The organism is Streptomyces sp. NPDC085596 (assembly GCF_044541565.1).
GTDB lineage: Bacteria > Actinomycetota > Actinomycetes > Streptomycetales > Streptomycetaceae > Streptomyces.
In genome coordinates this window covers 104,327-116,275 of sequence record NZ_JBITTC010000007.1, presented here as the reverse complement: position 1 = coordinate 116,275, position 11,949 = coordinate 104,327, and the positions used below count along the sequence as shown (strand labels likewise).

The following is an 11,949-nucleotide window of genomic DNA, read 5'->3' as shown; positions in this document are numbered from 1 at the left end:
ACCGCCGCTCGGAAACGGGCGGCCCCCCGACCAGTTCCGACGTCATCCCCCCGGCGTCGGGACTTCCGGCCGGGCCCCGGCGTCACCCCCCCCGGCGCCGGGGCCCGGCTTTTTTCTGCCTGCGGGAGCCTCGGGTGCGGGCATGGCACAGCGGGCCACCCCGCACCTGAACCGCGGGGTGACCCGCCGAATGGCAGATTCTGCCACAGGGGCATAGCCTGCCGACGTGAGCACCCCCCGTACCACCCGTAACACCGGCAACACCGGCACCACCGCCCGAAGGCGTTCCTTTCCGGCCTCTCCGGCGGCTTCCCTCACCGAGCGCCGCAAGGCCGAGACCCGCATGGAGATCGCCCGCGCCGCCGCGACCCTCTTCGTCCGGCAGGGCCTGCGGGCCACCCGCGCCGAGGACATCGCCCACGCGGCGGGCATCGCACCGCGCACCTTCTACCGGTACTTCGCCTCCAAGGAGGAGGCGGTGGCCCCGCTGTACGCGACCGGCGCCCAGCTCTGGACCGAGGCCGTCCGCGAGGCCCCGGCCCACCTCACCCTCCCCGAGGCCCTCCGGTACGCCGTCGACCGCACCCTCGCCCCCGGCGTCGGCGTCTCCGCGTCCGCCTGGGAATGGGCCCGCACCCTCATCCGCATGGCCCACACCAGCCCGGCCCTGCGCAAGGTCTGGGCGGAGGTCTGCCAGGCGTCGGAGACGGAACTCGCGGAGGCGCTGGCGGCGCGGCTGACGCCGGCCCGCCAGGTCCCGCCGGCCGCCGACGACGAGCCTGGTCGGAACGAGGCCACCCCGGCCGGCAGCGAACCGGGCCGGGACGAGGCCGGCCCGGCTGACAACGTTGCCGCCGCCGAAGCCGCCGAAGCCGCCGACCCCCACCTCCGCTTCGCGGCGGCGGTCGCGGGAGCGGCGGTCCGGGTGGCCGTGGAGTCCTGGGCCCTCACCGACTCCCCGCCCACCGGCCCGGCGGGCCCGGCCGCCCTGGCGGTGCGCAATCTGGCGGCGCTGGGGGACTTCGCCTGGCGGGAGACGGAGTGACGCTCCCCGATGCCGGCGGCTCTGCCCGGCGCGACCCGGTGTGACTCCCCCTCGGCCCGTGTGGCTCAAGCACCCCCTGCCCGGATCAGCCGACTTCCCAAGTCCGTGACAGACGCGACCAGTTGATCCGGGGCCAGCACCGTGAACTCGTGCCCCGTCATCGCCAGCCGGACCGCCAGCCATTCCACCGGGTCGCCGGTGGTGCCGTGCAGGAGGCAGTAGCCGGGGCCGTCCGGTTCGGGGGCGCCGAACCAGTGGGGGAGGCGGGCGGCGATCCGGTCGGCGGGGGCCGCGAAGCGGACGGTGAACTCCCAGGTCTCGTTGCGCCGTTGGATCGAGCGGCGCAGGTATTCCGCCGCGCTGCCGGTGGGGAGTTCGCGGGGAGTGAAGCGGGCGCCGGTGGCGAAGGGCTCGCTGACCCGGTCCACGCGGAAGGTGCGCCAGTCCTCGCGGTCGAGGTCGTAGGCGACGAGGTACCAGCGCCGCCCGGTGGACACCAGCCGGTACGGCTCGGTCAGGCGGCGCGAGTCGCTGCCGTCACCGGCGCGGTAGGCGAAGCGGAGCCGCTCGTGGCCGGCGACCGTGGACGCCATCACGGTCAGCGTCTCCGGCGCGATGGTGGGGCCGTCGCCGCTGGTCAGCGGGGTGGTCGCGGCCTGGAGGGTGGCCACCTGGCGGCGCAGCCGGGCCGGGAGCACCTGCTCCAGCTTGGCCAGCGCCCGTACCGACGCCTCGTCCACCCCCTCGACCGCGTGCCCGGCACCCGCGCGCAGGCCGACCGCGATGGCGACGGCCTCCTCGTCGTCCAGCACCAGCGGGGGCATCGCCTTGCCCGCGACCAGCCGGTACCCGCCCTCCGCGCCCTTGCTGGCCTGCACCGGATAGCCCAGCTCGCGCAGCCGGTCGATGTCGCGCCGGACCGTACGGCGGGAGACCCCGAGCCGGCCGGCCAGCTCGCCGCCGGGCCATTCGCGCGGGGTCTGGAGGAGGGACAGGAGCGTCAGCAGCCGAGCCGGAGTGTCCGTCGTCATGCGTCCGAGCATGCCGCACATCTAGGACACGTTCTGTCCTACTGGGTCACTAGCGTGGAGTACATGACCTCAACGGAACAGACCTCCGGCGCCGACCGGCGCCGCTGGATCGCGCTCGCCATCGTGATGACCGCGGCCTTCATGGACCTCGTCGACGTGACGATCGTGAACATAGCCATCCCCTCCATCCAGCGGGACGAGGGCGCCTCGTTCGGTCAGATCCAGTGGATCACCGCGGGGTACGCGCTGGCGTTCGCGGCCGGGCTGATCACCGGCGGGCGGCTCGGCGACATCCACGGCCGCAGGCGGCTGTTCCTGCTCGGGGTCGGCGGCTTCACCCTCGCCTCGGCGCTGTGCGGCTTCGCCGTCGCCCCGGCGATGCTGGTCGCGGCCCGCATTCTCCAGGGCGGCATGGCCGCGATGATGGTCCCGCAGGTGCTCTCCATCGTGCACGCCACCTTCCCCGCCCATGAACGCGGCAAGGTGTTCGGCCTGTTCGGCGCGGTCGTCGGCCTCGGCGCGGTCTCCGGCCCGCTGCTCGGCGCCCTGCTGACGGAGTGGAACCTGTTCGGCCTCGAATGGCGGCCCATCTTCCTCATCAACCTCCCCGTCGGCATCGCCGCCGTCCTGCTCGGCCGCCGCTACATCACCGAGTCCCGCGCGCCCCGCGCCCTCAAGCTGGACCTCGTCGGCGTCGCCCTGGTCACCCTGGGCCTGCTGATGCTGCTCTACCCGCTCACCCGGGGCCGCGAGCTGGGCTGGCCGCTGTGGGGACACCTGATGATGGCGGGCTCCGTCCTCGTCTTCGCCGCGCTGGTCGCGTACGAGCGGCGCAAGGCGGCCCGCGACGGCTCCCCGCTGGTCGAGCTGTCCCTGTTCCGGGTACGGAGCTTCGCCGCCGGTATCGCCGTACAGACCGTGTTCGGGGTCGCGCTCGGTGTCTTCTTCCTGGTCTGGACGCTGTACATGCAGATCGGCCTCGGCTGGAGCGTGCTGCGCGCCGGACTGACCGGGGTGCCCTTCTCGCTCGCGGTGTCCACGGCCGCCGCGCTGTCGGTGCAGTTCCTCGTGCCGCGCTTCGGACGCAAGGTGCTCCAGACCGGCGCCCTGACGATGGGGCTCGGCGTGCTCCTCTACATCTGGGAGTCCGACCGGTACGGACTCGCCATCGCCTCCTGGCAGATGGCGCTCCCGCTGGTCGTGATGGGCGTCGGCATGGGCCTGATCGTGGCCCCGCTGACCGACGCGGTCCTCTCCGAGGTGCCGCGCGAGCACGCCGGATCGGCCTCCGGCCTGATCAACACCGTGCAGCAGATGGGCAACGCGCTCGGGCTCGGCCTGGTGTCCGTGGTCTTCTTCGGGCAGATCGCCGACCGGCTGACCCCGGCGCAGGTGGGTCCGGCGTTCGTCGGCGCCTTCCAGCACGCGCTGTGGTGGGTGGCCGGGGTCATGGGCGTCATCTTCCTGCTGATGTCCGCGCTGCCGAAGCGGCCGGCGCAGCATGTGGAGGGCGGGGCGGAGTCTGTGGAGGAGCGTGAGCTTCTGAACGCTTGAGGGTGCCCGGGTCCGCCTGCTGGAGTTCCGTTCATGTCCGAATGGAGCCCGAACCCGTTTACTTTCCGGAAACTCGGGCGTAGCCTCGCAGTGAAACCACACGTTCGGGCATGAGCCGGGGCGGTGGGCAAAGGCTGCGGAGGCAGGCGGACATGTACGGACCGGAGCGCCAGCAGGAGATCCTCCGGCTCGCCCGTGACGGCGGCCGGGTGGACGTGCTCTCGCTGGCCGAGGTGTTCCAGGTGACGGCGGAGACCATCCGCCGTGACCTGAAGGCCCTCGACCGCGCCGGCCTGGTCCGCCGGGTGCACGGCGGCGCCATCCCGGCCGGCCGCCTCGACTTCGAGCCCGACCTCAGCGAACGCGAGTCCACCGCCGCCGACGAGAAGGACCGCATCGCCAAGGCGGCCCTCGCGGAACTCCCCGTCGACGGCACGGTCATCCTCGACGCGGGCACCACCGTGGCCCGGCTGGCTGCCGCGATCCCGCTGGAGGCGACGCTCACCGCCGTCACCCACAGCCTGCCGATCGCCGCCCGCCTCGCCGACCACCCGGGCCTCCAGCTCCACCTGGTCGGCGGCCGCGTCCGCACCCGCACCCGCGCCGCCGTCGACGCCTGGGCCCTGCGTGCCTACGGCGAGATCCGCGCCGACGTGGCCTTCGTCGCCGCCAACGGCTTCTCCGCCGAGCACGGCCTGACCACGCCCGACCTCGCCGAGGCCGCCGTGAAGCGCGCGGCCGCCGCCGCCGCCCGCCGGGTCGTCCTGCTCGCCGACTCCGCCAAGCACGGCCAGGAGCACTTCGCCCGCTTCGGCGACCTCGGCGACGTGGACCTGCTGATCACCGACAGCGGGCTCAGCCCCGAAGACGCGGCCGTCATCGAGCGCGGCGGCACGGAAGTAGTACGCGCATGATCCTCACCGTCACCCCCAACCCGTCCCTGGACCGCACCTACGAGGTCCCCGCCCTGGAGCGCGGCGAGGTCATCCGCGCTTCCGGCGAGCGCATGGACCCCGGCGGCAAGGGCGTCAACGTCTCCCGCGCGGTCGCCGCCGCCGGCCGCCGCACCCTCGCCGTACTGCCGCTCGGCGGCGCGCCCGGCGCCCTCATCGCCGAACTGCTCGACGCACAGGGCATCGAGGTCGCCCCCGTACCCGTGGCCGGGGCCACCCGCTCCAACATCGCGCTCGCTGAGGCGGACGGCGTCCTGACGAAGATCAACGCGCCTGGTCCGGAACTGACCGCCGCCGAGGAGGAGTCACTCCTCGGCGCCGTGCGCACCCACTCGGCCGACGCCGACTGGATCGCCTGCTGCGGCAGCCTCCCGCTGGGCCTCGCCCCGTCCTGGTACGCCGATGTCGTCACCCGCGCCCACTCCGGCGGCGCCCGCATCGCCCTCGACACCTCGGGACCGGCGCTGCTTCAGGCGCTGCGTGCCCGGCCCGACGTGGTCAAGCCCAACGCCGAGGAACTGTCCGCCGCCGTGGGCCGCCCGCTGCTCACCGTGGGCGACGCGGTGAAGGCGGCCGAGGAACTGCGGGCGATGGGCGCCCGCGCGGTACTGGCCAGCCTGGGCGCCGACGGGCAACTGCTCGTGGACGACGAGGGCGCCTGGTTCGGCACCGCCCGCGTGGCCGCCGTCCGCAGCAACGTCGGCGCGGGGGACTCCTCCCTCGCCGGGTTCCTGATCGCCGGGGGGAGCGGGCCCGAGGCGCTCGCCTCCGCCGTGGCGCACGGCGCGGCCGCCGTGCAATTGCCGGGCAGCGTGATGCCGACGCCGGCCGACCTGGACCCCGCCTCGGTCACGGTGACGGCGGACGTTCCGGTCGACCGTGTGCTGACGGAGCCGGTGTCATGACCAGCGCGCTCCGGCGTGCGAGGGCCGCGTGGCCGGCCGACCCCTGTTTCCACCCCCACATCCCCATCCCCATCACGCCCACCCCACGTCACAACAGGGCGATACGCGAGCAAAGGAGCCCGCGATGAGCGAGATGATCACCGCGGACCTGGTCGACCTCGACCTGTCCGCCGAGAGCAAGGAAGCGGCGGCGCGTGCCCTCGCCGAGCGCATGGTGGCCAAGGGGCGGGTGACCGACCTGGACGGCTTCCTCGCCGACGTGGCCGCCCGCGAGGCCCAGATGCCGACCGGTCTCGACGGCGGCATCGGCATCCCGCACTGCCGCAGCGAGCACGTCACCGAGCCGACGCTCGCCTTCGGGCGCAGCGCCGCCGGGATCGACTTCGGCGCGCCGGACGGCCCGGCCGACCTGATCTTCCTGATCGCGGCCCCGGCCGGGGCGGACGACGCCCACCTCACGATCCTCTCCTCGCTGGCCCGCCAGCTGATGAACACCGAGTTCACCGACGCGCTGCGGGCGGTCTCCGACCCGGAGACGGCGGCGGCGCTGATCCGGGGGGACGAGACGCCCGCAGAGGCTGCGGGTGGCTCCTCCGCGGAGACCGAAGACACCGCCACGGCGCCGGCGGCGGCCTCCGCCGGCGCCGCGGCGGGCAGTACGACCCCGGCGGCCTCGGAGGAGTCCGGCCCTGCGGAGCGCCCGTTCCGCATCGTCGCCGTCACCTCCTGCCCCACCGGTATCGCCCACACGTACATGGCCGCCGAGTCGCTGGAGAACGCCGGCCGGGAGGCGGGCGTCGAGGTGACCGTCGAGACGCAGGGCTCGGCCGGCTTCACCCGGCTCGACCCGGCGGTGATCGAGGCGGCGGACGGTGTGGTCTTCGCCCACGACGTTCCGGTGCGCGAGAAGGACCGCTTCGCCGGCAAGCCCACCGTGGACGTCGGCGTGAAGGCGGGCATCAACCGCCCCGCCGAACTCATCTCCGAGGTCCGCGCCAAAGCGGAACGCGGCGAGCGGACCGCCCCCGCCGGTGCGGCCGGCACCCCCGTGGACCGCGCGGGCGACTCCACCGAGGGATATGGCACCAAGCTCCGCAAGTGGCTGATGTCCGGGGTCAGTTACATGGTCCCGTTCGTCGCCGCGGGCGGTCTGCTCATCGCCGTGGGCTTCGCCATCGGCGGCTGGACGGTGAACAAGGCGCCCTCCGTCATGGACCACTTCGTGTGGACCCAGTCCGACAGCTGGGGCGCGCTGCTGTTCCAGATCGGCGGCATGGCGTTCAACTTCCTCGTCCCGGTGCTCGCCGGGTACATCGCCTACGGCATGGCCGACCGGCCCGGCCTCGTGCCCGGCTTCGTCGGCGGCGCGATCTCGCTCAGCATCAACGCGGGCTTCCTCGGCGGCCTCGCGGCCGGTCTGATCGCCGGTGGTGTGGTGCTGGCGATCCAGCGGGTGCGGATACCGGCGGCCCTGCGCGGCATCATGCCGGTGGTGGTGATCCCGCTGATCTCGTCGGCGGTCGTCGGCTTCCTGATGTTCGTGGTGATCGGCAAGCCCATCGCCGCCGCCCAGAAGGGCATGACCGACTGGCTGAACGGCCTCACCGGAACCAACGCCGTCCTGCTCGGCGCGCTCCTCGGCCTGATGATGTGCTTCGACCTGGGCGGCCCGGTCAACAAGGTCGCCTACACCTTCGCCACCGCCGGCATCGCCGTCGCCGGCCCCAGTGACTCCGCGATGAAGATCATGGCCGCGGTGATGGCCGCCGGTATGGTCCCGCCGCTGGCGATGGCCCTGGCCACGACCGTGCGCGGCAAGCTCTTCACCCCGGCCGAGCGGGAGAACGGCAAGGCCGCCTGGGTGCTGGGCGCCTCCTTCATCTCCGAGGGCGCCATCCCGTTCGCCGCGGCCGACCCGCTGCGGGTCATCCCGTCCGCGATGGTCGGCGGCGCGGTCACCGGTTCGCTGTCGATGATGTTCGACGCCACGCTGCGCGCCCCGCACGGCGGCATCTTCGTGGTCCCGCTGATCGGCAACCCGTTCCTCTACCTCATCGCCATCGCTGCGGGCGTCTGCGTCAGCACCGCCCTGGTGGTCGTCCTCAAGGGCATGCGCAAGCCGGCCCAGGGCACTCCGGCCGCCGACTCGGCGGAGAGCCGGGCGGCGGGGGAGAAGGGGAGCAAGCAGCCGGTCGCCGCCTGACCCTGACCGGATCAACTCACGCGTCCCCTCGGCGAACTCGCCGGGGGGCGCGGTGTTTCGTGGGTTCGGGCCCGGGTCCGTCAGCCGTGCCGGGCCGCGCGATGCTCCATGGCGTCGCGGGCCGCGTCGGGGGTGGTGTACACCTCGCACATGTGACGGCCATCGGGGGTGGCGGTGTGCTCGACCTCCCACAGGGAGATCTCCCGGCCGTCCCGCAGCAGGAACGCGTGCTCGTACAGCGCGAAGCTCACCCCGGCCCGCGCGGTCCGGCCGGGGCGGCCGAACGCCTGGGTGATCTCGTGCGCCGCCGCCGTGGCCAGCAGCGCCGCCAGCTCCTCGCCGGGGCCGTCCGGGTTCTCCGCCCGGCGCAGCAACCTGCGGGCGTGGTCGGGGGAGTTGTCCTCCACGTACGCGTGCCGGGGCTCGGGCACGGCCCCCAGCTCGGTCAGCACCGGCAGCTCGAAGTCCGAGGTGTCGTACGGCAGCGCCAGCCGGGCCGTGGCGGTGTGCAGCTCCTCCTCGTCGAGGTACACCTCGTGCTGCGCCTCCGCGCCCGGCGCGGTGTTGTGCGCCAGCTCCCACAAGGTGACCGCCGAGCCGTCCACGAGCAGCCAGGTGTGCCGGTACGTCTCCCGGTGCAGGCCGGCGCTGTGGTGCGCGGAGTGCAGCGAACTGTCGTGCGCCAGGGCGCAGTCCAGCAGCCGTATCACCTCGTCGGGCAGCTCGAACGAGTTCAGGGCACGGCCGAGGAGTCGCGCGAGGTGCTCCTCCGGAGACTCGGGCGACTCGGCGGACTCGTACTCCGCCGTCTCGTACGGAACGCTCAAGGTGTCTCCCGGCGTCGCTGCATGTCACCTGGTGGGTGCATACCGTAGCCCCTCGGTCGGACATCGTGTCCGGGAACCGAGAAACGTACTGGGGTAAACGCAGGGCGTGGCCGGAGAGTTCCCGATCGGCGGCCGAAATGCCCTGACAGCCAAGGCTTTTCCACCCCCGTACGCCTCTTCTTCCCCTACCTCCCCCCGTACAACTCCTCGTACGACGGCCACGCCCCGCCCGGCTCCGACACCGGGTGCGCGGCGCGTACGGCGCGGGTGATGGCGCGGGTCACCAGGTCCGCGCCGGCGGCGAGGATCTCGTTCAGCGCGGTCGGCGCCGGGTCCAGCGGGCGGGCGCCCGTGGCCAGGGCGAACACGGTGTCGCCGTCGTGCAGCAGGTGCACGGGCCGGACGGCGCGCGCGATGCCGTCGTGCGCGGTGCCCGCCAACTTCTGCGCCTGCGCCTTGGAGAGGTCCGCGTCGGTGGCCACCACCGCGAGCGTGGTGTTCAGCGGCGGGGGCGCGTTCCGCGCGGCGACCTCGTCCAGCCGCCGCCGCGCGGCCGCCCGCACCCCCGGCGCCGGATACGCCACCGGCCCGTCGAACAACTCCCCGTACAACACCCCCGTTTCGGCGTCCAGCACGGACCCGGCGGAGTTAACGACCACGAGCGCGCCCACGGTGACCCCGGAGTCGAGCACGACGCTCGCGGTCCCCACCCCGCCCTTGACGCACCCGGCGACCGCCCCGATGCCGGCCCCCACGGCCCCTTCGCCCACCGGCGCCCCCGGCGCGCTCGCGGCCGCCGCCTCCACCGCAGCCCGCCCCATCTCGGCGTCGGGACGGGCCCGGAAGTCCCCACCCCGCCCCAAGTCGAAGAGACAGGCGGCAGGCACGACCGGCACGACATGCCCCGCCTCGGGCCCCACCCGCACCCCCCGCCCCCGCTCCTCCAGCCAGGCCATCACCCCGGACGCCGCGTCCAGCCCGTACGCGCTCCCCCCGGCGAGCACGACCGCGTCCACGCGCTGCACCACATTGCGCGGGTCCAGCGCATCGGTCTCCTTGGTACCGGGCCCCCCACCCCGAACATCCACGGCAGCAACGGCCCCACCCTCCGGCGCGAGCACCACACTCACCCCACTGAGCCATCCGTCCCCCCACCGCCCCGCATGCCCGACCCGAACCCCACCGACATCCGTCAACGCCCCAGCCGTCGTCATACGGGCAGTCTGGCTCACCGCTCCGTCAGCCGACGGTGGCCGTGCGCGGTGTCTCCGTCCGGTAGGAGCTGCCCAGTTCCGGGCCCAGGCCGAAGTAGTGGCGGAAGTTGTAGATGAGGGGGCTCCAGGCGGCGGGGTCTATGTGGTGGGTGCCGGGGATCACCAGGTCGGGAGCCGCGTGGATCTTCAGGACCGTCGTCTCGACCACGACGCAGTCGCCGGAGAGGTCGGGGCGTATCCGTTCGGCCCGCGCCTCCAGGTGGAGGGGGCACTCGGCGGCTCGGGGCGGGCGGACCACGTGGGAGGGCTCTTCGCGCAGGCCCGCCGCGGCGAACTTGTCCGGTTCGAAGCGGCAGCCCTCCGCCTTGGTCTGCGGGACCGGGTCGCGGCCGGTCAGGGGGGCCAGGCGTTCCACCGCGGGCCACTGGTGCGGGGCGGGGAGGTTGATGACCAGGTCGGGGCGGGTGCGCAGGTTGCGGGCGGTCTGGCCCTCGCGGCCCAGGCCGAGGACGACCGTGCGGCCCAGTGCCCACGCCGAGGACATGGGCGCGAGGTTGAAGGTGCCGTCCTCGTTCTCGGTGGACAGCAGCACCACCGGGGTGCCGAAATAGAGGATGCTCGGCTCGATCGCCGTGTGGCTGCTCATGGGGGTGAGCCTAGGAACGGGTCCGTTCGGTGGGCGCCGAACCGTGCTCGCAGGCGGACCGTACCCTGGAGGCATGAGTACCGTCCCCGCACCCGAGCCGCGTGACCCGAAGGCCACGCTCGTCTTCGACGACCCGCTGAACCAGCAGTCCTCGGACGACACCGACCGGGGGTGGGGCGAGCGTCCGGCCGGCGACAGCGCCGCCGACCTCAGGCGCTTCCTCGACGAGAAGCCGCCCCACCACCTCTGAACGGTGCGGAGGGTCTTCGCTAGCGCCCGTCCGGCCCGGCCGCGCGCTGCTGCTTGACCACGCCGTCCGCCGCGCCCGTGCGCTGGGAGACCAGCAGGTCGCGGATGTCCTGGAGGACTTCCAGCTCCGTCACCGGGTTCGGCTCCGGCTCGGTCTTGCCGGTGCGGGCCTGCTTGCGGGCCTCCTGACGGGCCAGGTACTTCGCCATCGGCAGCACCATCAGGAAGTACACCACCGCGGCGGTGATCACGAAGTTCAGCGCGGCTCCGGCCACCGAGCCCCAGAGGATCTGCACGCCGCCCTCGGCGGTGCCGTCCGCTCCCGGCTTGCAGGGGTCCTTCAGGCAGTAGCTGTAGTGGTCCAGGTTCTTCGTGCCGATCGCGCCGACCAGCGGATTGATGACACCCTTCACCACCGCGGTCACGATGCCGGTGAAGGCGGCGCCGATGACCACCGCGACCGCCAGGTCGATGACGTTGCCGCGCATCAAGAAGGCTTTGAAGCCGTCCAGAATGCTCGTCGCTTCCTTCTTCGCGTTCACCGCGGTGACTCTCCTCGTCGTGTACACAGGCTGGGGAACAAAGCGCTCCGCAACCTACGTCAAGGTGCGGCCACCATGTCCAATCCCGTCGCTCGATCGAGCGACTTGACCGCACGCCTCCGGACATATGGCCGACAAGGCTCACCACAGCGTCACCGCCAGCCTGGCCATGGGGTTCGCACCCACCAGCCGCGCCGCCGTGGCACGCGGTACCGCCAGTACGACCAGTGCCCCGTCAGTGACGCTCCCCTCACCCACACCCGCCGCCGACCCGCCCCCCTGAGCCCGCTCCAGCGGCTCCGGCAGCCGGACCACCCGGGCCCCGCGCGCCAGCACCCGCGCCGACCCGCCACCCGCCGACCGCTCCTCGGCCGCGACCACGTCCACCCGGTCGCCGGGGCGCAGCAGCCGGACCGTGGCCGCGTCGGCGATACGGACGGGAGCCCGGACCAGCTCACCCGGCCCGTGCCTCCGTACCGGGTCGGCGGCCGGGTGCCCTCGGGGCCGCTCGGCGGACGGCGCACTGCCGGACAGGGAGCGGGGACCGGCCGCGACCAGCGCCGCCGCCGTCACCGCCAGCCCCGCCGCGACCGCCCGGCCCCGGTACCGCACCAGCCGCCCCGCCTGACGGCCCCCGCCCCGCACCCGCACGGGTGGGAAGGAAGGGACCTCACGGGTTGCCGGGGCATCGGTCCCCAGCGGACGTGGCACACGGAAAACGGGGACGGTGTTCGGGTTCACGGACATGCGGATCACCACCTGCGACGAGGGGAACGGCTT

Annotated in this window: 12 protein-coding genes; 6 read left to right on the top strand and 6 right to left on the bottom strand. The window is 73.4% G+C overall.

The features are described 5' to 3' along the window. The first annotated feature begins 343 nt into the window (after positions 1-343). The gene (locus ACIGA3_RS21225; protein ID WP_399718515.1) at positions 344-1,045 is read left to right on the top strand and encodes a TetR/AcrR family transcriptional regulator; all 702 of its coding nucleotides are present in this window, start codon (positions 344-346) and stop codon (positions 1,043-1,045) included. A gap of 65 nt (positions 1,046-1,110) precedes the next feature. Here the strand turns inward: ACIGA3_RS21225 and ACIGA3_RS21220 are convergent, their stop codons facing one another. After that, positions 1,111-2,076: a helix-turn-helix transcriptional regulator gene (locus tag ACIGA3_RS21220; RefSeq protein ID WP_399717842.1), complete on the bottom strand. Its 966-nt coding sequence runs from the start codon at positions 2,074-2,076 to the stop codon at positions 1,111-1,113. 63 nt (positions 2,077-2,139) lie between these two features. Between ACIGA3_RS21220 and ACIGA3_RS21215 the strand changes: the two genes are divergently transcribed. The 4 genes from ACIGA3_RS21215 (at position 2,140) to ACIGA3_RS21200 (ending at position 7,691) form a co-directional block, all read left to right on the top strand. Then, positions 2,140-3,630 (top strand): MFS transporter, encoded by a 1,491-nt coding sequence (locus ACIGA3_RS21215; RefSeq protein ID WP_399717840.1) that lies wholly within the window; start codon positions 2,140-2,142, stop codon positions 3,628-3,630. A 152-nt stretch (positions 3,631-3,782) separates the two neighbouring features. Further along, positions 3,783-4,544: a DeoR/GlpR family DNA-binding transcription regulator gene (locus tag ACIGA3_RS21210; protein WP_399717838.1), complete on the top strand. Its 762-nt coding sequence runs from the start codon at positions 3,783-3,785 to the stop codon at positions 4,542-4,544. Continuing rightward, positions 4,541-5,488 (top strand): 1-phosphofructokinase, encoded by a 948-nt coding sequence (pfkB, locus tag ACIGA3_RS21205; RefSeq protein ID WP_399717836.1) that lies wholly within the window; start codon positions 4,541-4,543, stop codon positions 5,486-5,488. The genes ACIGA3_RS21210 and pfkB overlap by 4 nt, the downstream gene beginning before the upstream one ends. 124 nt (positions 5,489-5,612) lie before the next feature. Then, positions 5,613-7,691 carry a fructose-specific PTS transporter subunit EIIC gene (locus ACIGA3_RS21200; protein WP_399717833.1) on the top strand — a complete coding sequence of 693 codons (2,079 nt, stop codon included), beginning with the start codon at positions 5,613-5,615 and terminating at the stop codon, positions 7,689-7,691. Between the two features lie 80 nt (positions 7,692-7,771). Here the strand turns inward: ACIGA3_RS21200 and ACIGA3_RS21195 are convergent, their stop codons facing one another. The 3 genes from ACIGA3_RS21195 to ACIGA3_RS21185 all read right to left on the bottom strand — a co-directional run bounded on the left by ACIGA3_RS21195 (position 7,772) and on the right by ACIGA3_RS21185 (position 10,378). Continuing rightward, positions 7,772-8,518: a DUF6227 family protein gene (locus ACIGA3_RS21195; protein ID WP_399717830.1), complete on the bottom strand. Its 747-nt coding sequence runs from the start codon at positions 8,516-8,518 to the stop codon at positions 7,772-7,774. Positions 8,519-8,703: 185 nt separating this feature from the next. Beyond that, positions 8,704-9,732 carry a P1 family peptidase gene (locus ACIGA3_RS21190; protein ID WP_399717827.1) on the bottom strand — a complete coding sequence of 343 codons (1,029 nt, stop codon included), beginning with the start codon at positions 9,730-9,732 and terminating at the stop codon, positions 8,704-8,706. A 25-nt stretch (positions 9,733-9,757) separates the two neighbouring features. Then, complete coding sequence (locus ACIGA3_RS21185) at positions 9,758-10,378, bottom strand: flavin reductase family protein (RefSeq protein ID WP_399717825.1); 621 nt, start codon at positions 10,376-10,378, stop codon at positions 9,758-9,760. A gap of 73 nt (positions 10,379-10,451) precedes the next feature. Here ACIGA3_RS21185 and ACIGA3_RS21180 point away from each other — a divergent pair, with 73 nt between their 5' ends. Next, positions 10,452-10,628 carry a hypothetical protein gene (locus ACIGA3_RS21180; protein ID WP_399717823.1) on the top strand — a complete coding sequence of 59 codons (177 nt, stop codon included), beginning with the start codon at positions 10,452-10,454 and terminating at the stop codon, positions 10,626-10,628. Positions 10,629-10,647: 19 nt separating this feature from the next. Here ACIGA3_RS21180 and mscL read toward each other — a convergent pair whose 3' ends face one another. After that, entirely contained in the window at positions 10,648-11,169 is a 522-nt protein-coding gene (gene mscL / locus ACIGA3_RS21175) for a large conductance mechanosensitive channel protein MscL (RefSeq protein ID WP_399717820.1), read from the bottom strand. 141 nt (positions 11,170-11,310) lie between these two features. Then, positions 11,311-11,916, bottom strand: coding sequence for an RcpC/CpaB family pilus assembly protein (locus ACIGA3_RS21170; RefSeq protein ID WP_399717818.1), 606 nt, complete (start codon positions 11,914-11,916; stop codon positions 11,311-11,313). Between the last annotated feature and the right edge of the window lie 33 nt (positions 11,917-11,949).

Bases quoted from the DNA above. Each gene is read 5' to 3' on its own strand.
- ACIGA3_RS21225 (WP_399718515.1), top strand. From the start codon at position 344: ATGGAGATCGCCCGCGCCGCCGCGACCCTCTTCGTCCGGCAGGGCCTG.
- ACIGA3_RS21220 (WP_399717842.1), bottom strand. From the start codon at position 2,076: ATGACGACGGACACTCCGGCTCGGCTGCTGACGCTCCTGTCCCTCCTC.
- ACIGA3_RS21215 (WP_399717840.1), top strand. From the start codon at position 2,140: ATGACCTCAACGGAACAGACCTCCGGCGCCGACCGGCGCCGCTGGATC.
- ACIGA3_RS21210 (WP_399717838.1), top strand. From the start codon at position 3,783: ATGTACGGACCGGAGCGCCAGCAGGAGATCCTCCGGCTCGCCCGTGAC.
- pfkB (WP_399717836.1), top strand. From the start codon at position 4,541: ATGATCCTCACCGTCACCCCCAACCCGTCCCTGGACCGCACCTACGAG.
- ACIGA3_RS21200 (WP_399717833.1), top strand. From the start codon at position 5,613: ATGAGCGAGATGATCACCGCGGACCTGGTCGACCTCGACCTGTCCGCC.
- ACIGA3_RS21190 (WP_399717827.1), bottom strand. From the start codon at position 9,732: ATGACGACGGCTGGGGCGTTGACGGATGTCGGTGGGGTTCGGGTCGGG.
- ACIGA3_RS21185 (WP_399717825.1), bottom strand. From the start codon at position 10,378: ATGAGCAGCCACACGGCGATCGAGCCGAGCATCCTCTATTTCGGCACC.
- ACIGA3_RS21180 (WP_399717823.1), top strand. From the start codon at position 10,452: ATGAGTACCGTCCCCGCACCCGAGCCGCGTGACCCGAAGGCCACGCTC.
- ACIGA3_RS21170 (WP_399717818.1), bottom strand. From the start codon at position 11,916: ATGTCCGTGAACCCGAACACCGTCCCCGTTTTCCGTGTGCCACGTCCG.